Genomic DNA, 22,759 nt, shown 5'->3' with positions numbered 1-22,759 from the left:
ATTAATATGACAGTTAAGCTAAGTTCTTTGGACTTCAAGAAAAATATTGAAAAATATAAAGACCAATTTGAAACTGTTTCAGTATTGGATAAGGATGGAAAAATTCTCGATCAAAAAACGGTAGATAGTCTAACTGATGAAGAATTAGTTAAAATTATGGAATATATGGTATGGGCAAGAACCTTAGACGAAAGAACGATTATCTTAAATCGTCAAGGAGCTCTTGGAAACTATGCCCCAGCGGGAGGGCAAGAAGCGAGTCAAATCGCTACTATGGCAGCCTTGCATGATGGTGACTTCTTTGCGCCAACCTATCGTGATGTCGGTGCGCTTACCTTACATGGTCTTCCTCTTTATAAAGGCTTTTTATGGTACAAAGGGCATGTTGCTGGGAATCAATTTGATGAAGATTTCCAAGCTTTTGTGCCTCAAGTTATCGTAGGTGGAACTATTCTACCAGCAGCTGGCGTAGCGATGGGATACCAAAGACAAGGAAAAGAAAATGTTGTTATGGCCTATTGTGGGGATGCTGCAACGTCACAAGGTGACTTCTATGAAGGGATTAACTTTGCGGGCGTATATAAAGCTCCATTAATTACGATTATTCAAAACAATCGCTATGGAATCTCAGTACCAATTTCTAAGCAAACCAAAGCTGAAACTTTGGCCCAAAAAGGTGTTAGTGTGGGTATCGCCTCAGTACAAGTGGATGGGATGGATCCATTGGCAATGTACGCGACCGTTAAGCAAGCACGAGAATATGCTTTAGCAGGAAATGGTCCTGTCCTTATTGAAGCCTTAACCTATCGTTTTGGTCCACATACCATGTCAGATGATCCGAAACGTTACCGTCAAGATGATGAAGTTGAAGAATGGCGGACAAAGGATCCACTTCATCGGATGCGGGTATTCCTTAAAGGGAAAGGTTTATGGGATTCAGACCATGAAGAAAAAATCGTTGAACAATGTAAACAAGATGTCAAAGAAGCCTTAGCTAGAATGGCTGAAGAGCCTGCAATGAAGGTATCAGACTTATTGAAACATATGTATGAAGTTCAACCACAAATTATCCGTGAACAAATCAAGCTTTATGAACAAAAGGAGATGAATTAATATGACCGTATTAACTTTAGCTCAAGCAATTACTGAAGGCTTACGTGAAGTCCTAAAAAAAGATGACAAGATCTTAATTTATGGTGAAGATGTTGGTTTAAATGGTGGGGTCTTTCGGATAACAGATGGCCTACAAAAGGAGTTCGGTGAAGAACGGATTTTTGATACACCTTTAGCTGAATCAGGAATCTTAGGCATTACGATAGGTTTAGCAACAACTGGTTTCCGCCCAATTCCAGAATTACAATTTTCTGGTTTTTATCTTGAAGCAATGGATGCCTTAGTGGCTCAGATTTCTCGTTACCGCTACCGTTATGGTGGTACCCGTAAAATGCCAGTCACTATTCGTGCGCCTTTTGGTGGAGGTGTGCATACACCTGAGTTGCATTCAGATAGCATTGAAGGGCTACTTTCCCAAGCAACTGGGGTACGGATTGTCATTCCTTCTTCCGCTTATGATGCCAAAGGGCTTATCATTTCAGCGGTAGAATCTAATGACCCAGTCCTATTTATGGAACATCTAAAACTCTATCGTTCTGTTAAAGATGAAGTGCCAGAAGGTTATTATACAGTGCCGCTTGATAAAGCAAATATTGTTAAAGAGGGTAAAGACATTTCAATTATCGCTTATGGAGCTATGGTTGTGGAAGCTATGAAAGCAGCCGAAGAATTAGCCAAAGAAGGTATTGAAGCAGAAGTAGTTGACTTAAGAACGGTTTCCCCATTTGATTATGAAACGATTGAAGCGTCTGTTAACAAAACTCACCGGGCTTTAGTGGTTCAAGAAGCACAAAGATCAGGCGGTATTGGTGGCCAATTAGTGAGTGATATTCAAACTCGTTGCTTTATGGAATTAGATGCACCAGTTGAACGTATTTCTGGACCAGATACGGTTTATTCTTTTGGTGCCTCTGAATCAGTATGGATTCCAAATAGCCAAGATATCATTGCTAAAGCAAAAGAAATTATTGAATTCTAAGGGAGGGGAAAACATGTATCAATTTATTATGCCAGACGCAGGTGAAGGTACCTACGAAAGCGAAATTGTTCAATGGTTTTTTAAAGAAGGAGACCATGTTGAAGAAGATGAACCTCTTTTAGAAATCCAATCTGATAAAGCAGTGGTAGAATTGCCATCACCTGTGTCAGGGATTATCCGTAAACTACACGTTCAAGAAGGGGAAATGGGAATAGTAGGCAAGCCGATAGCTGATATTGAAACCGAAGGCAGTGCCAGTCCAACGGAAGAAAATGGGCTTGAATCAGAAGCACCGCAAGCGTCAACCGAAGAACAACCACAAAAACCTAAAGCAAAATCTGGGGCTGAAGTCATTGAAGTCAATGATAATATTCGTGTGATGGCTATTCCTCGAGTTAGAAAATATGCCCGGACCAAAGGGGTAAATATAGCAAATATTCAAGGTACGGGTAACCATGGCAAGGTAACCATTGAAGATATCGATGCATACTTAGAAAATCCACAAGCGCAATCACTTGAGGGAGAAACCAGTCAACCGACACATGCTGAAACTCAGGTTGAAGTAGTTAATCCGGTATCTGACAGCAAGGTTCTACCTTATCAAGACCAATCCAATGACAGCCAAGCAGATCGAATCGAGAAAATTCCTGCTGTCCGTAAAGCGATTGCTAAGGCAATGGTTGAAAGTAAACAAATTTCTCCGCATGTGACTGTCTTTGACCAAGTTGAAGTATCTAAGTTAGTTGAACATCGCGATCGGTTGAAAGTTATTGCGGCAGAAAAAGATATTAAGTTGACTTATACGGCCTACTTTGTCAAAGCCTTGGTGGCCATGTTGAAACGTTTCCCTAATTTAAATGCTTCAATGAATTTGGCAAAAAGCGAAGTCTACTACCATAATTATTACAATATCGGGGTAGCTACCGATACGCCAACTGGCTTATTTGTACCGATGATTCGCAATGCAGAACGCTTAAGTCTCTTTGATATTGCTGAACAAGTGAGCCAATTATCACAAAAAGCAAATGAAGGTAAATTAACCACTAAGGATATGAACCACGGCTCAATGACCCTTTCAAATGTTGCTGGTGTTGCAACAGGTGTGGTATGGTCAACCCCAGTGATTAACCAACCTGAAGTGGCAATTTTTGCTCCTGGCCGCATTGAAAAAGTATTTTTACCAGATGAAGAAGGTAACCCAGTTCTTAAACCAGTGATGAAATTATCGTTTGCCTTTGACCATCGGGTAGTTGATGGAGTGTATGTTCAAAAAGCAATTAACCAATTGAAAGAATATTTACACAACCCAGATTTATTATTAGCGGAAGGATGATAAGCAAATGGTAGTTGGTGATTTTAGTAAAGAAGCAGATACAATTGTGATTGGTGCAGGACCTGGTGGCTATGTAGCCGCCATCCGCGCTGCTCAACTTGGTCAAAAAGTAATTATTATTGAAAAAGAACATGTCGGTGGTGTTTGTCTTAATGAAGGGTGTATCCCTTCTAAGGCTTTAATTTCAACCGGACATGATTATGTCAAAACACTATCTGAGACACCGAATGGGATTTCCTATCAACCGGCTAAGTTAGACTTTGGAAAAATGCAAGACTGGAAGAACAATACGGTTGTAAGTACCTTAACTAAGGGTGTACGTAGCTTGTTGAAGAAAAATAAAGTAGAAATTGTCGAAGGTGAAGCCTTCTTTACCTCTGCCAATACCCTGCATGTGATGCAGGGTGAGGAACAAGGAATCTCCTATTCTTTCAATAATTGTATTATTGCGACAGGTAGTCGTCCGATTCAAATTCCTAACTTTGAATTTTCAGATAAGGTATTAGACTCAACGGGATTATTAAATTTAAAAGAATTACCTGAACGCTTGGTTATGGTCGGTGGCGGTTATATCGGCATGGAGTTAGCCTTAGCCTATGCTAATTTGGGCTCTAAGGTAACTGTTCTAGAAGGGATGACCTCTGTCCTAAATGCCTTTGAAAAAGACTTAGTTAAACCTGTTTTAAACTATGCTAAAAAAGTGGGCATGGAAATTATTACCAATGCCAAAGCAAAATCAGTTCAAGACCAAGATGCCGGTCTTAAAGTGGTTTATGAAGTAGAGGGCCAAGAACAAAGCATTGAGGCCGATATGTTAGCTGTAGTGGTAGGTCGTAGACCCAACACCGATAACTTGAGTCTGGAGTTAGCCGGTGTGAAAGTGGATGAAAGAGGCTTTATTCCTGTCGATCAACAAGGAAAAACCAACCAAGCCCATATCTATGCCATTGGTGATATTGTTGCTGGCCCAGCTTTAGCCCATAAAGCATCTTATGAAGGTAAAGTGGCAGCAGCCGCCATCGCAGGCGACGCGGGTGCAGCAGTGGATTATCAAGTGATTCCAACTGTTTGCTATACCAGTCCTGAAATTGCAGTGGTTGGCTTGACTGAAGCCCAAGCTAAGGAAAAAGGCATGGCAGTTAAAAAAGCGACCTTCCATTTTGCAGGCAATGGGAGAGCCTTATCAAAAAATGAAACCGAAGGGTTTATCCGTTTAATTTCTGAAAAAGAAAGCAAGCGGATTGTAGGAGCTCAAATGGTTGGTCAAGAAGTTGCCGAATTAATCGGTGAAGTGACCCTGGCGATTGAAAACTTAATGACGGCAGAAGATATCGTGTTAACGATTCATAATCATCCATCATTAGGTGAAGCCATTATGGATACAAGTGAAGTCCTATTAGGACAAGGTATTCATCAATAGAAAGAGGAAAAACTATGGATGAAAAGATTTCTGGAAAACAGTTTTTAATGAATGTGCTTAATGGGCTAGCTATCGGGGCAGTCGTTGTATTGATCCCAGGCGCTTTATTAAGTGAAATTGTCAAAGCTTTAGTCCCAAATATGCCAAGCTTGGCGATGGTGGCCGCTGCTTTATCAATGTCTAATTCAATGATGGGTCTCGTTTGTGGGACCATGATTGGGATGAATTTTAAGTTTAATCCAATTCAGTCAGCCTCATTAGGTTTAGCAACTATGTTCGCTTCAGGTGCCGTTCAAATAAATGAAGGTAGTCTAGCAATTGCTGGAACGGGTGACATTATTAATATGGGGATTACAGCTGCAATTGGTGCTGCTATTATTCTTTGGATTGGGAATAAGCTCAAAGCTTATACAATTTTAGTAATTCCTGCCCTATTACTCGTTGTTGTAGGGAGCGTCGGGCGCTTACTCTTACCTTATGTATCAATGATTACCACTGTAATTGGACAAGGGGTCGCCTCCTTATTAAACCTACAACCACTTATTATGTGTATTTTAATTGCGATAATTTTTGCCATTTTAATTGTTTCTCCGATTACGACGGTAGGGATTGCACTGGCAATCTCACTAGCAGGCGTTGGGTCTGGTGCAGCTAACCTTGGGATTTGTGCTTGTGGCTTTGGTTTAGCCATTATGGGTTGGAATGTAAATTCAAAAGGAACCAGTTTAGCGCATTTCATTGGTTCGCCCAAAATGTCTATGCCAAACGTGGTTAAAAAACCAGCCACCCTTATTCCAATTATTGCGAATGCAGCATGCTGTGGTATTCTGGCAAGTCTCTTTAATATTCAAGGTACCCCAATGAGTGCGGGCTTTGGTTTCTCTGGTTTAGTAGGGCCAATTAATCACTTGAATCTCGCTGCAGGTGGTTGGTCATTTATGAATATTATTATTACTTTAATCGTATTTGCCGTTGTACCGATAGCCTTTGGTATTCTCTTTAAGTATGTATTTACCAAGGTAGTACCTGTTGTAACTGAACAAGATTATTTCTTAAATATTTAGTAAGGAGTTGAATTATGACTTTAGTAAGTTCAATTAAAGAAAGTTATGAAAAAAATACCAGTCATAATCAAAAACTGACTTTAGCTGTGGTGAAAGCAGCTGATAACCATGTCTTAGAATGTATTAAAGATACCATTCATCGCGGTGATACCTTTGTGTATTTGATTGATGATCAAGCTAAGTTACAGAGCTTACTTGAAAAATATGACTTACCTGCGGAAAGCTATCAGATTATCGACCAAGCGGATGATGATCAGGCCAGTCAAGCAGCTGTGAAGTTAGCAAAAGAAAATAAAATCTCAGCCATTATGAAAGGTAAATTGTCGACAGGTCGCCTATTAAAACCAGTTGTGAATAAAGAAAATGGGATTCGTAAAAGCCAACTTTTAACCCATGTTGCTGTACTTTATGTTCCTAAACTAGACCGGTTAATTGGAATTACTGACGGTGGCATGGCTTTAGAACCTGATTTTGAAGATAGCAAAATTATTATTCAACATGGGATTGAGGTGTTTCAAAGTCTAGGGATTCAAAATCCAAAAGTCACTTTATTATCTGCCTCAGAAGAGCCTATTTCTAAATTGGCTTCATCAAATATTCAAGTACAATTGACGGAATATTATGCTAACCGTCCGGAAATTGTGGAAGGTCCTTTATCGACTGATATTAGTTTAGTACCGGACATCGCTAAAGAAAAGAATTACGCGGGTCAAATTCAAGGAGATGCTGATATTGTTATGGTTCCTAATATAGTAACAGGTAATTCTTTTAGTAAAGCCTTGATTTTATTTGGAGGAGCTATGATGGCGGGGATTATCATGGGGGCAGAGGTGCCAATTATTTTGACCTCTCGATCTGCCAGTGCAGAAGAAAAATATGCTTCCATTTTATTGGCCCAAACTATAATGAATGCTAGTAAGTAGGGATAATATGAAGAAAATAGTAATCGTTAATCCGGGTGCCACTTCAACCAAGATTGCCTATTTTGAAGATACGGATCTTGTGTGGAAAGATGAAGTCATCTATACACCTGATCAATTAAAAGATTATGCTAAGATTTATGATCAATTTGAGATACGCTACCAAGATATCCAGGTACTCTTGGAAAATCATGGAATCAGCCAAGACCTTGATGCGGTTGTGGGGCGTGGGGGTCTCATCGGCCCTGTAAAAGCTGGAGCGATTAAAGTCGATGCTGAATTAATCGATCATTTGAAGAACCATCCAGTGCTAGAACACGCTTCAAATTTAGGTGCGGGTTTAGCTGCGGCCATTCGTGATCATTTTGGTAATGAGTCATGTCAAGCTTTAATCTATGATCCAGTCACAGTTGACTCAATGATGCCAATCGCGCGATATACAGGCTTGAAAGAAATTCAACGTAAGAGTATCGGACATCATCTCAATATGCGAGCCGTTGCGCGTCGTTTAGCCAGTGATAATGGTTTGGACTATGACAAAGCTAATTTGATTATTGTACATATTGGTGGGGGTGCAACTGCCTCAGCCCATACTCAAGGAGATATTGTTGACTTTGTTACTGATGATGAAATTATGTTTTCGGCCGAACGTTCTGGGGGCTTACCTGTAAAAGAAGTCTTAAAATTAGCCAAAGAATTAGGGGTTCAGGAGCTTAGCAAGAAAGTTAGAGCTGAAGCGGGCTTACAGTCTCTTTGTGGCACCAAAGATTTAAGAGAAATTGAAGATAGAGTTAAGCAAGGTGATCAAGAGGCCGATGAAGTGATTCAAGCCTTTGCTTTACAATTGGCTAAATGTATTGCTACTTTAGCCGTTTCACTCAAGGGTAAAGTTGACTATATCGCTTTAACGGGTGGCATGGCCCATTATGATTATTTATGCCAATTAATAGAAGAGCGGGTTAATTTTATTGCTCCTCTTAAAATTTACGCGGGTGAGTTTGAAGCCATTGCGCTTGCTAAAGGTGGTTTCCGTGTCATCACTGGTATAGAAAAAGCCTCTTCTTTGGAAGAGGCCATGAAGAAATAATTAATCTTCTTTTAAACAGTTGATTAGCTTTAGGGCTAATTTTGAAAGTTTCTTATCTTTTAAGTATGCTACATTGACTGGAAAATAATTTATTGGATCATCCAGCGGAATCCATTTTAGGCCGTCTACCACACAATTACTTTCAAGTGCTGAAGGTAAAAGGCAGACGGCTTTTAATTGTTTAGTATAGTGGACTAGAATCTCCCAATCATTGTGAATAAAGGAGATATGGGGTTCAAAATGATTTTCTTTACCCCGTTCAATTAAATAGCGATTTGATAAGACATAATCTTCACTTAGAACACAGAAATTAAGTGCTTCTAAGTCTTTAAACTGGAGTTTAGCTTGAGCGGCTAGAGGATTGTCTGCTGAGATAACAACACTGACATCGTAACCAATGTTGAGCGGTTCAATGACTATATTGGGAAGTACAATGGGATCAGAGATGAGTCCAAGATCAATTTCTTCCTGAACTAGCATATCCTGCAAATGGATTGAACCGGTTTGGATCGAGTGAATTTCAGCTTCAGGCGTAGAATCAATAAACTTCACAATTTTCTCTTGATGTTGTAAGACAAATAAGTTGGTTGACCCAATCGCAATTTTTTGGGGAACCTGTTGGTGAAAATTGTTAATTTTTTCGACAAAGGTGTCATAGTTTTCTAGAATTTTCTTACCTTCAGTAAAAACATATTCACCAAAATCTGTAAGATACATTTTACGGTTTTTATAATAGATTAAGGGGCTACCCAGTTCAGCTTCTAAATTTTTAATCGTAAGGGAAAGTGAAGGTTGAGAGAGGTATAATCCTTGAGCTGCTTTAGAGATATTGCGGTGTTCAGCAACAGCAATGAAGTATTTTATATGTTGTATATTCAATCGTGCCCACTCCTCTAAGAAAATTATCAATTATATTACACTTATTATTCTAACAAAAACGTTTTCATTCATAAATAGAAATTCATAAATTTATAAGGAGTTTGCAATGAATTTAAATCAAAATTATCGGTGGTTCGATATAAACAAACAGAGTTTGACTTATTCTAAGGAAAAGGCCCTAGAACTTGGTGGTGATAATTCTGGGTTTGAAGGGAGTCAAGATTCTCCCCTCTATTTGGAAAACAAGCAAATATTATTTATGCGCCAAATGGAAATAGACGGTAAAAAAATGAAAAATTTGTCGAATCATTTCTATTTTGAGTATGATCGGGTTAAGATTCGTTCTTTTGAAGATTGATTTAATTGTGGGGGAGATAACACCTTGCGACACATAGGAACTCTCGTCTATTATCAAGATAAATGGCAAATCCATGTTTTCCTAAATAATGATTATGCATAGTTATCAGCGGGGGATTATTATGTTGATGCGCTTATGGATAATTATACTATTGAGCGGATAGCAGAGTTAGACCTTGAATATTTAGAGCAAAATAAAATAATATAGGCAATTCAAATTTCTAGTGTCTATGAAAGCGCTATGTTAAAATTAAAATATGATTAATAGAAAGAGGCGGTTTTATGGAAACTTATAAATTAAGTAACGGTGTTGAAATTCCAAAATTAGGCTTCGGTACCTGGCAGCTGGAAGAAGGAGAAATGGCCTATAATTCAGTATCAAAGGCCTTAGAATATGGCTATAACCATATTGATACAGCCCAAGCCTATGGTAATGAAAAGAGTGTAGGTCAGGCAATCATTGACTCAGGGGTAAACCGGGAAGATATATTCTTAACCACTAAGGTATGGAATACCCGTGGCACCTATGAAGAAGCCTATAGTTCTATCCAACGTTCTATGGCAAAACTACAAGTGGATTACTTAGACTTACTTTTAATCCATTGGCCAAATCCAAAAGCTTTCCGGGAAGATGATGCTTGGAAAGAACGGAATAAAGAAGTTTGGCGGGCAATGGAAGATTTCTATAAAGAGGGTAAAATCAAAGCCATCGGTATTTCTAACTTCCAAATTCACCATATTGAAGAATTATTAAAGACTGCTGAAGTTGTGCCTCATGTGAATCAAATTTCCTTGTCTCCTGGTTTGACCCAAGATGAGTTAGTTAAATACTGCCAAGATAAGGAGATCCAGATTGAAGCCTATTCTCCACTAGGTAAAGGTGGTGCCTTCTCAAATGAAACCTTGAAAGAAATGGCTGCTAAATATGACCGAACGGTTGCTCAAATCTGTCTACGTTGGTCACTTCATCATGGTTTCTTGCCGTTACCACGGTCTAAGACACCGGCTAATATCAAGTCAAACTTAAATATTTTTGACTTTGATTTAAGCCCAGAAGATATTGAACGCTTGAATCACTTGGAAGGTATTGTTGAAATGACCGATCCTGATAAAGGAGATTTCTAGGAATAAAAGTTAAGTATGATTGATTTAGGCCAACCTTTTTACAGAAAAGAGTTGGCTTTTTTGTATATTTCCTAGTAACAAGAGGGAAAATATGTGGCGTGTGCATTGAAAAGTTACAATGCACATTTTTCCTAGACCAAGAGACAAGTTAAAAGAGACTCGCAACTTATCGCAAACATTCATTTAATAAATAATTTTTAAAATTATTTTACGATTAAATTGAATTAGTAAAGTCAGTTGATTATACTTACAATATTCATAGGAGGGGAAAACGTGTCATATAAAAAATTAGTTCAGTTTGGACTAGTTATGCTAGTCTATTTATTAGTAGGGGGCCAAACGGCCCTAGCGGCTCAATCCATAAAAATCGGCGGTAATTATGAATTATCAGGGGCGGCAGCTGCCTATGGTCAAGCCATGAAGGATGGATTAGACTTAGCTATCGACCAAGTCAATCAAAATGGAGGTCTCCTCGATGGACAGTTAGTTGAAGCAGTAGTTTATGACAATAAGTCAGACCTGACCGAATCTGCTTCCGTTGCCCAACGTTTAGTGACTGAAGGAGTGGTTGGGATTGTAGGCCCAGCAACGACAGGCAATGCGCAAGCTGAGATTCCTTTGATTACTAAGGGCCAGCTTCCGACAGTCTTACCGGCCGCCACTGGTGATACGATTACCTTGGATGATCAAGGCAAAGTTTTAGACTATCTCTTCCGGGTTTGTTTTGCGGACTCTTATCAAGGGATTGCGGCGGCTGGCTATGCTCATGACCAACTAAAAGCTCAGAAGGCTGCGGTAGTGGTTGATACTACTTCAGATTATGCTACAGGCTTGGCTGACAATTTCAAAGCCAAATTCCAGGCCCTAGGCGGTCAAGTCGTGCTAGAAGATAGTATGGCTGCGGGGGATGTTGATTTTTCAGTGATTATCACTAAGTTACTCAACCAGGATGTCGATGTGATTTATATGCCGACTTATTATACTGAGGCAGGTTTATTTATCCACCAAGCCCGTGAATTAGGCATCCAGACACCGATTTTAGGCGGCGATGGTTATTCTAGTCAAATTCTGACTCAATTAGCAAGCAATGAATATGCCAATGAAATTTACTATACCGACCATTTCTCCCTCGTTTCAGAAGATAAAACCGTTCAAGATTTTATCCAAGCGTTTAAGGATAAATACGGAAAAGAACCCGGTGCCTTTGAAGCTTTAGGCTATGATGCGGCCATGGTATTAATGGATGCCATCGAACGGGTGGGTACGACTGAGCCACAAGCGGTGAAAGAAGCCCTTGCCCAAACTAAAGACTATCATGGAGTAACTGGAACTTTTACCATGGACGAAAACCATAACCCTCTAAAAACAGCTATAGTAGTTCAACTAGAAGAAGGACAAGTTGTAGCTGCCGATAATTATGAAGTGTCCGATTCAAAATCAAATTGAAAATAGGGTGTTTGGACTAAGTTTCTACCTGAAAATGATGCATCGGAAGGGATAGATACTATATAAGTTTTTTACACTTTCTATAAGTTCAGCTAATAGTTTTATAAAATGAGCTTTATTTCACAAAATAAAGACCACTGCTTCCAAAGCTTCAGGGAATAGTAGTGGTATTTTTTTATGCTTGTCTTAATATTTATAGAATAAAAATAGGTAAAAAGCTTAAATATAACATCAAATAACACTTATTTTTAAGCTTTATAAGTGGACTTATTTTTTTCTGACGATACCCTCCTAAATAGATAAATATAGCTGGGAGGATTAGAATATACTTTCACAAGGGTAAAGTTAAAAGTAATCACTATTTTTTTATAATCTTGACTTAATTCATTTAACAGTGACCTGATTTTGTTTTATAATGATTAAGGAAGAAGTGACACTTTGTCTTACTTTATAATTGGAAATGAGGGATGCCATGACCCTAGCGGTCTTCTTAGAACTTGTTGAGATGAAAGCTAAAACTGCCAGTGTCTTACCTTTTTTAATTGGCCTTTGCTATAGTTATTATTTTTATCACCATCTGAATTTGGTGTATTTACTTTTATTTTTTATATCCATGCTCTTATTTAATATGTTTGTTGATATTTGGGATAATTATAATGACTATCATCGTGCCCTTGATCAAGATTACCAGCGTCAGACCAACATTATTGGACGTGAGAACTTATCGATTAAGCGAGTCCAAAGCCTAATGTATAGTTTCTTAGTCATTTCTTTTTTGATTGGTTTAGTGTTAGCCTATTTTGTGGGGTTTCCTATTTTGATTATGGGGGGTTTTTGCTATGCGGTCGGACTCCTCTATTCAGGTGGGCCACGCCCCTTATCGTCCTTGCCTTTAGGTGAGTTCTTTTCAGGCTTTACCATGGGTTTTATGATCAGTCTAATCTGTGTCTATCTGAATGTTTATCCACATTTTACCTGGTCCTTGACTAGTCTAGCTTCGCTTGCCCTCATTGCTCTGCCTAACACCTTGTGGATTGCTAACTTGATGTTAGCTAATAACTTGTGTGATAAAGCCGAGGATGAAGCCAATCGCCGTTATACTTTGGTCCATTACCTGGGGATTCCTTGGTCTTTGCGACTTTTTATCGCTAATAATTGCCTAGCATTTGTTGCAATATTTTTTCAATATTATTTTGGCTTAGCTCCTATATCTGTTTTACTTACGTTTCTTTTGGTCCCATTTGTGATTAAACAAACGAGTCAACTTTATCATAAGCAAGTCAAAAGTCAAACTTTTATTTGTGCAGTTAAGATTTTGGCTTTCGGTTCTAGTATTCATTGTCTTACTTATTTTTTAGGAATTATTTTTTAAAGGAGAATGTTGAACATGCAAGAAATAGTAGTCTTAGGTGCCGGTTATGCTGGTCTCAAAACAGTTGTAAGTTTACAAAAGAAGTCTGGTGACTTCCATATTACCCTAGTTGATATGAATGATTATCACTGCGAAGCAACTGAAATCCATGAAGTGGCAGCTGGTTCTGTTGACCGTGATAAAATATCTTATCCAATCGCAGATGTGATTCATTCAAATTAGGTTAAGTTTATCCAAGACCAAGTAACCCATATTGATAAAGACCAACAAGTTGTAACTTTAAAAGCTCAAGGTCAAATTAAATATGATTATCTGGTGGTTGCTTTAGGTTTTGTTTCTGAAACCTTTGGTATTAAAGGGGCCATGGAGAATGCTTTACAAATGGTTAATATTGATACCGCTGAAGCAGTTCATAATCATATTTTAGACCGGATGAAAGCTTATCAAACCACTAAAGATCCAGATGATTTAAAATTAGTAATCTGTGGTGCGGGCTTTACTGGGATTGAATTAGCCGGTGCCTTTGTGGACGAACGTGCTCGTTATGCGCAAATTGCGGGCGTCGATCCTAAAGAGATTCAAATTATTTGTGTCGAAGCAGCTCCTAAAATTTTGCCAATGTTTAAAGAAGAAATGGCTAACTATGCCATCGATTTATTAGACAAATTAGATGTACAATTAAAATTAGGTTGTATGATTAAAGAAATCCAACCAGGTAAAGTGCTCTATAGCACATCCAAGGACAGTGAAGAACTGGAAAGTATCACCACTTCAACCATTGTTTGGACGACAGGTGTGTCAGGTTCCCCAGTTATGGAAGATTCTGGCTTCAAGGCTCGTCGTGGTCGTGTCATCGTTGCAGATGATTTGCGTGATCCAGATCATGATAGTGTTTATATTATTGGTGATGTGGCAGCCTTTATGGATAAGTCTTCTGACCGTCCATTCCCAACGACTGCCCAAATCGCCATTGCCATGGGTGAGCATGTGGCTAAGAACTTAGACCATCAATTGCAAGGTCAAGCGACTGAAAATTTCTCCTTTAAGTCTGCCGGAACCGTGGCTTCAGTGGGTAATACTCGCGGCTTAGGCGTTGTAGGGTCAACCAATCTTAAGGGTTATCCAGCTTCATTCATGAAGAAAATTATTATGAATAAGTCTTTAATGGATATTGGTGGACTTAAAGAAGTCTTTGCCAAAGGTCGGTTTGACTTATATCATTAATAATGAATTAATATACCTATCTTCTGTTCGACTTTGATTTAAACGTGGGACTAACTAGGAATATTAAATATACTTTAAGTGAGGGAGTCAGGCAGATTAAGTGACAATTAGGTAATGTCACTTCCTGTCCACTCCCCAACTTGCTTAGAGTGATTTTTCAGAAAAGAGGAAAAAACATGACAATCGAAAATCTTGCACGATTTCAATTTGCCATGACCACGATTTTTCACTACTTCTTCGTGCCATTTTCAATTGGAACGGCCTTAGCAGTAGCTATTATGGAAACATTTTACGTGGTCACAAAAAAAGAAGTCTATAAAACTATGACCAAGTTCTGGGGGAACATTATGTTACTCTCCTTCGCTGTAGGGGTAGTGACTGGGATTATCCAAGAATTCCAATTTGGGATGAACTGGTCTGACTATTCCCGCTTTGTAGGAGATATCTTTGGGGCGCCGCTAGCAGTTGAAGCCCTCTTAGCCTTCTTTATGGAATCAACTTTTATTGGTCTTTGGATGTTTACCTGGGACAATGAAAAAATCAGTCCTAAATTACATAATGTTTTTATGTGGTTGGTATTTATTGGGTCACTCTTATCAGCAGCCTGGATTCTCATGGCCAATGCCTTTATGCAACACCCTGTGGGTTATGAAATTATTAACGGCCGGGCCCAAATGACAGACTTCCCAGCCTTAATGACCAATCCACAATTTATTTATGAGTTCACCCATGTTATTTTTGGGGCCTTTACTTTAGGTGGGGCCATAGTGGCTGGTTTATCCGCCTTTAAACTCTTGAAGGTAAAAACCAGCGATCTTAAAGAATCGAACCTATTTAAAAAATCCTTACGTCTTGGCTTGGTCTTAACCTTAGCCGGCTCTTTAGCTTCAGTGGCTTCAGGTGACTTACAAATGCAAGCCTTAATTGAAGACCAACCTATGAAATTTGCCGCTATGGAAGGGGATTATGAAGATTCAGGTGACCCCGCTGCTTGGTCAGTCATTGCCTGGGCCGATGAAGCCCAAAAGAAACAAGTATTTGGCATTAAGATTCCTTATATGCTTTCCATTCTTTCTTACCATTCACTTTCAGGTTCAGTTAAAGGAATGAATACAGCCAATGAAGAATTGGTCGCCCAATATGGGGATGATAATAATTATTACCCAATGGTTAACCTTATGTTCTATGGTTTCCGCTTGATGGCAGGTTTTGGTGCCTTAATGATTCTAGTAGCTGGCTTAGGCTTATTCTTCACTCGTAAGAAAAATCCAATTCTTTATTCAAAACCTTGGATGTTGAAACTCACTTTCTTAATGACCTTTGCACCATTTATTGCCAATACCTTTGGTTGGATCATTACCGAACAAGGTCGTTATCCATGGACTGTTTATGGACTTTTCACCATTGCTGATTCAGTTTCACCTAATGTGTCTGTAACCTCCCTCTTAATTTCAAATATAGTTTATTTCATTCTCTTCTCTAGTTTAGCCATTGTTTTAATTGGCTTAATTAAACGAGAACTAGATAAGGGACCTGTCTTTGAAGATTTAGTTGGAACACAAGTAGCACCAAGTCAAATGGCTAGTGGAAGGGGGACAATCTAATGTCAACACTACAACTTATTTGGTTTGTTCTAATTGGGGTCCTCTTTTCAGGATTCTTCTTCCTTGAAGGCTTTGACTTTGGGGTTGGGATGGCAGTTCAGACCTTAGCCCATAGTGAGTCTGAAAAGGATCAAGTGGTACAGACCATTGGTCCCGTTTGGGATGGCAATGAAGTCTGGCTCTTAACGGCAGGGGGCGCCATGTTTGCTTCTTTCCCTTATTGGTATGCCAGTCTTTTCTCAGGTTTCTATTTAATTCTGTTAATTATCCTAGTTGGCTTGATTATTCGGGGCGTTTCTTTTGAATTCCGCCATAAAGTGGACCCAGCTAAGAAAAACATTTGGAATTGGACCTTATCGATAGGTTCTGCTATTGTACCTTTCTTCTTTGGCTTGATGTTTATCGCCATGGTTCAAGGTATGCCGATTGACCAAGATGGTAATATGACCGCCCAATTTGGCGATTATGTTAATCTCTTTTCATTGGTAGGGGGTGTTGCCATGACCCTCTTATGTTACTTACATGGCATGAACTATATTGCTTTGAAGACCGAAGGTCCGATTAGAGAACGCGCCCGTCAATATGCGAAGGCCTTGTATTGGGTCTTATATGCAGGCTTGGTGGCCTTTGCCTTACTCTTAGCCTTTAAGACGGATTTCTTAAGTCTTCACCCTGTGATGACGCTCGCCTTATTAGTCATCATTGTGGTCCTATCCTTAATTGCCCATTGGGCAACCTTTAAGGGGGCTGAAGGCATTGCCTTCTTCAGCTCCGGTCTTTCATTAGTCGCTGTGGTAGTCTTGCTATTCCAAGGACTTTTCCCACGGGTGATGATTTCATCCTTAGGTGCTCAATATGATCTCTTAATCCAAAATGCTTCTTCATCTCCTTATACTTTGAAGGTAATGTCAATTATTGCCTTGACCCTTTTACCTTTTGTTTTAGCTTATACGGTATGGGCTTATTACATCTTTAGAAAACGAGTGACCATGCCGGTGGTTGGGGAGGATCATTATGCTGGATAAAGCCGTTATGCGCTTGTCCGGAATTAAACAATTATTAGGATTGCTTGCAGGATTAGATATCCTACAAGCTTTCTTTATCATTGGACAAGCCTTTGGATTATCAGCGGCCATCACGGGTCTCTGGCTGGGTCAAAGTCTCGGTGCTCAAGTGAAATTTATATTACTATTTGTAGTTAGCCATTTAGGCCGCCATTTAATTAACTATGTAAAAGATCAACGCTTAGATACTTATGCCGCCGACCAGGCTAAAAAATTACGGACCCAATTATTGGAGAAATTATTTGACTTAGGTCCCCAAATCGTGCAAAAAGAAGGGTCTGGGAATGTCATTACCATGGCCTTGGATGGCATCAGTCAAGTGGAGAATTATCTACACTTGATTTTAAATAAGATGATGAATATGGCGATTATTCCCTGGGTCATCTTAGCCTTCGTGGCTTACTTAGATTGGCGGTCTGCCTTAATTCTATTAGCGGTCTTTCCCTTGATTATTATCTTTATGATTATTCTAGGCTTAGCGGCCAAGTCTAAAGCTGATAAACAATACCAATCCTACCAAGTTCTTTCCAACCATTTTTTGGATTCCTTGCGGGGGATTGCAACCTTGAAATATTTTGGCGTTTCCAAAGCTTACGGTCAAAAAATCTATGAGACGTCAGAAGATTTCCGCAAAGCGACCATGTCGACCTTGAGTATTGGGATTCTGTCAACCTTTGCTCTAGACTTTTTTACTACCTTGTCGATTGCAATCGTGGCGGTGATGTTAGGTTTGCGCTTAATTAATGGGCATATGGAATTACTACCAGCCTTGACGGTCTTGGTGATCGCGCCGGATTATTTTTTGCCTGTGCGGGATTTTTCATCCGACTACCATGCTACCCTGGATGGCAAAAACACCATGACTGCCATTCAATCCATCTTGAACCAAGACTCCATTGAAGGGCCTAGTCAGGCCATTGGTGAATGGTCTGACCAAAGTCAACTTGACTTAAAGGACCTCCAAGTGGCTTACGGAGACAAAATAGCCTTAGATATTAAGGACCTCTCAGTCCAAGGCTACCAAAAGATTGGTGTGGTTGGGATGTCGGGATCAGGTAAGTCAACCTTGATTAATTTATTGGCGGGATTTTTGGATAAGGCTCAGGGCCAAATTCAAATGGATAGCAGCGACTTGCCCAACTTCAACCAAGTGGATTGGCGGAAGCAATTGCTGTATATCCCCCAAAGTCCCTATGTCTTTGAAATGTCCTTAGCCGATAATATCCGTTTTTACCAAAGTCAGGCCAGTGACGACCAAGTGCGCCAGGCTATTGAGGTAGTGGGATTAACTGACCTAGTGGCAGAGCTGCCCCAAGGGATTGAGACCCGGATTGGGAATGGGGCCCGACCGCTATCAGGTGGTCAAGCCCAACGGATTGCCTTAGCTCGGGCCTTCCTGGACCAAGATCGTAAGGTTATGCTTTTAGATGAACCTACGGCCCATTTGGATATTGAAACGGAAGTAGAATTAAAAGAAAAAATGCTGCCTTTAATGGAAGACCGCTTGGTCTTCCTAGCGACCCACCGACTCCACTGGTTAAAACAAATGGATTTAATCCTAGTCTTAGACCAGGGACAAATGGTGGAAGTGGGGAGCTATGACCAATTAATGGATAAAAAAGGGCATTTTTACGCCTTAAAACATGCGATGGGGGGAGACCATGACTAAAATACCTTTATTTAACCACTTAAAGGGGGACCAGTGGGTCAAACCCTTCTTTTCTCAATACCGGTTTATCTTGGGCTTAGCCCTCTTTTTGGGTTTTTTAACCTTCTTTGCGGGTGGAGCCTTGATGTTCAATTCAGGCTTCCTGATTTCTAAGTCCGCATCGGAACCAGAAAATATTCTCTTAGTTTATGTACCGATTGTTTTAACCCGAGCCTTTGGGATTGGCCGCCCCGTTTTTCGTTATTTAGAACGCTTGGCCAGCCACAATTGGGTCTTGCGGATGACTTCTAAGTTGCGACTCAAACTCTATCAAAGCTTAGAAGGTATTGCTATTTTCCTCAAGCGCGATTATCGTTTGGGGGATGTGATGGGGCTGCTAGCTGAAGATATTAACCACCTCCAAAATCTATACTTACGGACCATCTTTCCAACCATTATTGCATGGATCCTTTACTTCTTTATTGTGGTGGCTTTAGGTTTTGTATCGCTGCCCTTTGCTATTTTTGTCTTACTTTATTTTGCTCTGATTTTGTTAGCCTTACCTTTATGGTCGGTCTTAGCGAATGGGGCCCGACAAAGTCAGGAAAAAACCATCAAAAATGCCCTTTACACTGACTTAACTGATAATGTCTTGGGCATAGCCGACTGGATTTTTTCCCAACGGAGTCAAGAATATGTAAGTCTCCATGAAGCGCATGAAGATAAGCTTCAAGCAGTCCAAGCTGGCTTACGGCACTTTAATAACCGGCGGAATTTTATTTTTGAAATGGTCTATGGCGGTTTGGCTTTGGTGACCCTGGTCTGGGCGTCTAACCAATTTGTCGGCAGTCATGGTGGTGCCGCCAACTGGATTGGGGCCTTTGTCTTAGCTATTTTCCCGGTTGTGGATGCTTTTGCCGGCTTGTCGGCTGCGGTCCAAGAAACCAATGTCTATGCAGATTCTTTAGTGCGGCTCAATGACCTACCTCAAGTCGAGGACGACAGTTTTGATCTAGACACTTTGACTGTTGATAAGACACCTCAAGTTCCTTATGATTTGGTCATTCGTGATTTGAGTTTTGTCTATCCTGGCACAGACCGGCTTATTCTGCAAAAGTTTAATTTGACCATTCCTCAAGGGCAAAAAATTGCCCTCTTGGGTCGGTCCGGGTCTGGTAAATCTACCTTGGCGGCCTTAATGCGGGGTGACCTAACAGCTAGTCAAGGGTCAATTGACTTAGGCGGAGTCCCCGTAGCAGCCTTAGGTGACCATATGGCCGCCTATATGGGCGTTATCCATCAAGAACCTTATCTTTTTAATACAACCATCCTGGATAATGTTCGTTTGGCTAATCCTCAAGCCAGTGAAGATCAAGTCTGGCAAGTCTTAGACCAAGTCGGCCTGAACCCGATGGTTGAAAGTCTGCCCCATGGTCTGGATACCATGGTTGATGAAGCCGGTCTCCGTTTTTCTGGGGGCGAACGCCACCGTCTGGCCTTGGCCCGGATTCTCCTGGCCGATACACCGATTGTTTTGCTGGATGAACCAACGGTGGGCTTAGACCCCATCACAGAAAAAGCCTTGATTGATACCTTTATGGTCGCTCTGGAAGGAAAGACCTTAATTTGGATTACCCACCATTTGAAGGGGATTGAGTCTGTAGACCGGGTTCTCTTTATCGAAGATGGGGTCCTTGAAATGGAAGGGTCCCCGGCTGACCTGGCCCAATCTAATGCCCGTTACCAACAATTGAAGGCCATTGATGATGGCTTAGTTTAATATTATGACAAAAATCGTTACCAGTTCGCTGGTAACGATTTTTCATTTTGAGGGGATTGGTGTTTTTTAGGGTTTTTGAGTTAAGGAGTTGCTAAGAAATAAATCTTCGCAAGTATTTTGGCAAGAAGCGTTGCGAAGAATAGAGTTTTCGCAAGCATTTGGCAAGATGAGTCGCTAGGAGCCTACGCCTGTCCAAATGAATAATAATTTTTTATAAAAAAGGAACTCCTTGGCCATAAAAACCAAGGAGCCACTTACTTATAATTTACGTTTCAATAGATACTGGGTCAATTGTTTTAAAGTCTGTTTGGACTTGTTATCAGGTAAGGAATCGATGGCTGCTAGTGCTTCTTGGGTATAAGACCGGGCCATCTGGCGGGCGCCATCCAAACCGCCATAATCAACCACACCTTTGGCTACTGCTTCCATGTCTGCTTGGGTCATGGTCTGTGTTTTGCTAAGGAGCGGTCCAAAGTAATCGGGGTGTTGGTCTATAGCAATTAAGAGAGGGAGACTGTAGATGCCTTGGGCTAGGTCTTCCAAGACCGGTTTGGTAAAGGTCTCGGCTGAAGCAGAATAATCCAGAATATCATCTAAGATTTGAAAAGCCATACCAATCTTGTATCCAATGGTTTCAGCCAAAGCAACCACGTGGTTATCAGCGCCCCCAAAGTAAGCTCCTTCTTGGGCTGCTAGGGCGAAGAGGGCGGCTGTTTTACCGGCAATGGCTTGGAGATAATCATCTATGGTTTGATCTTGCTTATAATAGAGTTGCATTTGGTCGAGCTCGCCCATCAGAATTTTCTTCATGGCTTGGGCATTGATAGCCATGAAATCAGAGGCCTGCATGGTTTCTAGGATTAGTTCAAAGAAAATAGTGAAGAGTAAGTCCCCCGTATAGACCGCAACATCCTTACCAAACTTAGCTTGAATCGTTACCTGACTCCGACGGAGGGGGGAATCATCAATAATATCATCATGAATCAGGGTTGCGATATGGAGAATTTCCAAAGAAGCTGCAACCTTTAAGAGTTTTTCTTTTTGAGTGTGATCTTTAACCCCAGGTCCAAATTCTGTAAATAAAAAAAAGAAGGCAGGACGGAGGAATTTACCGCCAGCTGCGTTGAGGGCTTGGACAGCTTGGGTGATTTGGGGGTTGGCCACCACTACACGTTGATCAATCAAAGCCTGGACTTGTTTAATATTTGCTTGTAGGTGGGGATATTTATTTAAATAGGATGCCATTAGTGATTCTCCTTTAGTAACTTCTGCTTTTATTTTACCGAATTTAAGGTTAAATAGCTAGATACTGGCATTTATCTTCATTGGCTGATTTAAATTTATCCAAAAAGAGCGGGACAGACCCAAGAAAAATATTTCCTTAAGTCTGACCCGCTCAAAAAGGGAGTATAAATTATAAAAGAGACGCTAAATTTAGGTATATTCTACCAGAAAATAATCCGATCTTCTGGTTTCATATACATTGGGTCGCCTTCCTTGATACCAGAACTTTGATGAATTCTATGAAGCCTTTGAATCAAGATATTCCTTATTGACCGCTTGGAAGAAATCTTCTTGGTAGCCTGGGATTTCATCCTTAGATTCTTGGGCGAGGACAGCGGTCAGCTGACTATCTTGCCACAAGAGCGGTAAGCTGGGACTTAAGCTTGTCATTGTTATTGCTGCAATTGCTAGGGTTGATAGTCATGTCAATTTTTTGTTAACCATAGAAAAATTCCTCTCAAATACTTAGCGGATCCATCATTTGATTTTTCTATCTGCTGGCCAGCAAAAATGATTATAACGTGATGTAAGCGCTAACTTGATTATAAGTTGTTTAAGCAAAAACATCAATGCTATAACAATATTTGATCATTATGTTTATATTAAATTCAATAAAAAAACACATAATTTTATCATTAGGAAAAATTGAAATAATTAGTAGTTTGTAAAAATTTGCAAAGTACTTCTCTAAGAATGAAAAATTATTTCAAAAAAAGAGGCTGGGCAAAAAGTCTCAAAAATAACCGACAAACATTTCAAAAAGATGAGATGTTTCTCGGTTTTTATTAATTTTAATAAAATATAAGAAAAGAAAAGAGGTCCCCTTCCTTTTCTTCTTATCATTTCTGCTAATCTGGTTAAATTCATTGCCATTAACAGGATTCCAATATCATTTGAAACCCCAATTTTTCCTCTTACATGAACTCTTCGTACACCAAAATTGCGCTTCATTTGACCAAAAACAGGCTCAACTTCTATTTTACGTTGAGCATATAGTTGGCAACCTGAATCGCTTTCTAAGTATTCTTTGGCTTTACTTTTATAATAGTCCCATACTTGA

At 40.0% G+C, this 22,759-nt stretch carries 19 protein-coding genes and 1 pseudogene; 16 read left to right on the top strand and 4 right to left on the bottom strand.

Translation table 11 applies throughout. The features are described from left to right. Window positions 1-6: 6 nt before the first annotated feature. Genes pdhA through buk form a run of 7 tightly spaced genes read left to right on the top strand, consistent with a single transcriptional unit; the run spans window position 7 to window position 7,916 of the window. Complete coding sequence (pdhA, locus tag G396_RS0103015; RefSeq protein WP_006417783.1) at window positions 7-1,113, top strand: pyruvate dehydrogenase (acetyl-transferring) E1 component subunit alpha; 1,107 nt, start codon at window positions 7-9, stop codon at window positions 1,111-1,113. Between the two features lies 1 nt (window position 1,114). Beyond that, window positions 1,115-2,092, top strand: a complete 978-nt coding sequence (locus G396_RS0103010; RefSeq protein WP_028125015.1) for an alpha-ketoacid dehydrogenase subunit beta — start codon at window positions 1,115-1,117, stop codon at window positions 2,090-2,092. Window positions 2,093-2,105: 13 nt separating this feature from the next. Beyond that, window positions 2,106-3,425 carry a dihydrolipoamide acetyltransferase family protein gene (locus G396_RS0103005; RefSeq protein WP_028125014.1) on the top strand — a complete coding sequence of 440 codons (1,320 nt, stop codon included), beginning with the start codon at window positions 2,106-2,108 and terminating at the stop codon, window positions 3,423-3,425. A 7-nt stretch (window positions 3,426-3,432) separates the two neighbouring features. Beyond that, entirely contained in the window at window positions 3,433-4,845 is a 1,413-nt protein-coding gene (lpdA, locus tag G396_RS0103000; protein ID WP_028125013.1) for a dihydrolipoyl dehydrogenase, read from the top strand. 14 nt (window positions 4,846-4,859) lie between these two features. Next, window positions 4,860-5,909, top strand: a complete 1,050-nt coding sequence (locus tag G396_RS0102995) for a PTS sugar transporter subunit IIC (RefSeq protein WP_028125012.1) — start codon at window positions 4,860-4,862, stop codon at window positions 5,907-5,909. 14 nt (window positions 5,910-5,923) lie between these two features. Continuing rightward, complete coding sequence (locus G396_RS0102990; RefSeq protein ID WP_006417849.1) at window positions 5,924-6,832, top strand: phosphate acyltransferase; 909 nt, start codon at window positions 5,924-5,926, stop codon at window positions 6,830-6,832. 7 nt (window positions 6,833-6,839) lie between these two features. Then, window positions 6,840-7,916, top strand: a complete 1,077-nt coding sequence (buk, locus tag G396_RS0102985; protein WP_028125011.1) for a butyrate kinase — start codon at window positions 6,840-6,842, stop codon at window positions 7,914-7,916. Here buk and G396_RS0102980 read toward each other — a convergent pair whose 3' ends face one another. After that, complete coding sequence (locus tag G396_RS0102980) at window positions 7,917-8,795, bottom strand: LysR family transcriptional regulator (protein WP_006417885.1); 879 nt, start codon at window positions 8,793-8,795, stop codon at window positions 7,917-7,919. Between the two features lie 106 nt (window positions 8,796-8,901). Here G396_RS0102980 and G396_RS0102975 point away from each other — a divergent pair, with 106 nt between their 5' ends. From G396_RS0102975 to cydC, 9 genes and pseudogenes are all read left to right on the top strand, one after another. Next, entirely contained in the window at window positions 8,902-9,153 is a 252-nt protein-coding gene (locus G396_RS0102975; protein WP_028125010.1) for a hypothetical protein, read from the top strand. A 281-nt stretch (window positions 9,154-9,434) separates the two neighbouring features. Next, window positions 9,435-10,277, top strand: coding sequence for an aldo/keto reductase (locus G396_RS0102970; protein WP_006417896.1), 843 nt, complete (start codon window positions 9,435-9,437; stop codon window positions 10,275-10,277). A 273-nt stretch (window positions 10,278-10,550) separates the two neighbouring features. Beyond that, a complete protein-coding gene (locus tag G396_RS0102965; RefSeq protein WP_028125009.1) occupies window positions 10,551-11,723 on the top strand; it encodes an ABC transporter substrate-binding protein in 1,173 nt (390 codons plus the stop codon). A gap of 472 nt (window positions 11,724-12,195) precedes the next feature. Continuing rightward, window positions 12,196-13,095, top strand: a complete 900-nt coding sequence (locus G396_RS0102960) for a prenyltransferase (RefSeq protein ID WP_028125008.1) — start codon at window positions 12,196-12,198, stop codon at window positions 13,093-13,095. Between the two features lie 15 nt (window positions 13,096-13,110). Continuing rightward, window positions 13,111-14,319: pseudogene (locus tag G396_RS10030) on the top strand (NAD(P)/FAD-dependent oxidoreductase). A 176-nt stretch (window positions 14,320-14,495) separates the two neighbouring features. Next, complete coding sequence (locus G396_RS0102950) at window positions 14,496-15,923, top strand: cytochrome ubiquinol oxidase subunit I (RefSeq protein WP_006417810.1); 1,428 nt, start codon at window positions 14,496-14,498, stop codon at window positions 15,921-15,923. Further along, the gene (gene cydB / locus G396_RS0102945; RefSeq protein WP_028125007.1) at window positions 15,923-16,948 is read left to right on the top strand and encodes a cytochrome d ubiquinol oxidase subunit II; all 1,026 of its coding nucleotides are present in this window, start codon (window positions 15,923-15,925) and stop codon (window positions 16,946-16,948) included. Before G396_RS0102950 ends, cydB begins: the two co-directional genes overlap by 1 nt. Then, the gene (cydD, locus tag G396_RS0102940) at window positions 16,938-18,656 is read left to right on the top strand and encodes a thiol reductant ABC exporter subunit CydD (RefSeq protein ID WP_028125006.1); all 1,719 of its coding nucleotides are present in this window, start codon (window positions 16,938-16,940) and stop codon (window positions 18,654-18,656) included. Before cydB ends, cydD begins: the two co-directional genes overlap by 11 nt. Next, window positions 18,649-20,415 carry a thiol reductant ABC exporter subunit CydC gene (gene cydC, locus G396_RS0102935; protein ID WP_028125005.1) on the top strand — a complete coding sequence of 589 codons (1,767 nt, stop codon included), beginning with the start codon at window positions 18,649-18,651 and terminating at the stop codon, window positions 20,413-20,415. Before cydD ends, cydC begins: the two co-directional genes overlap by 8 nt. Window positions 20,416-20,673: 258 nt before the next feature. On the opposite strand, the gene G396_RS0102930 is transcribed toward cydC, so the two are convergent. The 3 genes from G396_RS0102930 to G396_RS11350 form a co-directional block, all read right to left on the bottom strand. Further along, complete coding sequence (locus tag G396_RS0102930) at window positions 20,674-21,660, bottom strand: polyprenyl synthetase family protein (protein WP_028125004.1); 987 nt, start codon at window positions 21,658-21,660, stop codon at window positions 20,674-20,676. A 276-nt stretch (window positions 21,661-21,936) separates the two neighbouring features. Continuing rightward, window positions 21,937-22,089 (bottom strand): hypothetical protein, encoded by a 153-nt coding sequence (locus G396_RS11355; protein WP_155857394.1) that lies wholly within the window; start codon window positions 22,087-22,089, stop codon window positions 21,937-21,939. Between the two features lie 297 nt (window positions 22,090-22,386). Then, a partial coding sequence (locus G396_RS11350) for a transposase (protein ID WP_155857393.1) occupies window positions 22,387-22,759 on the bottom strand: 373 nt, incomplete at its 5' end.

Origin of the sequence: Eremococcus coleocola DSM 15696, assembly GCF_000428865.1 — a bacterium.
GTDB lineage: Bacteria > Bacillota > Bacilli > Lactobacillales > Aerococcaceae > Eremococcus > Eremococcus coleocola.
The sequence above is the reverse complement of the archived record's forward strand: the minus strand, read 5'-3'. Positions and strand labels throughout refer to the sequence as shown.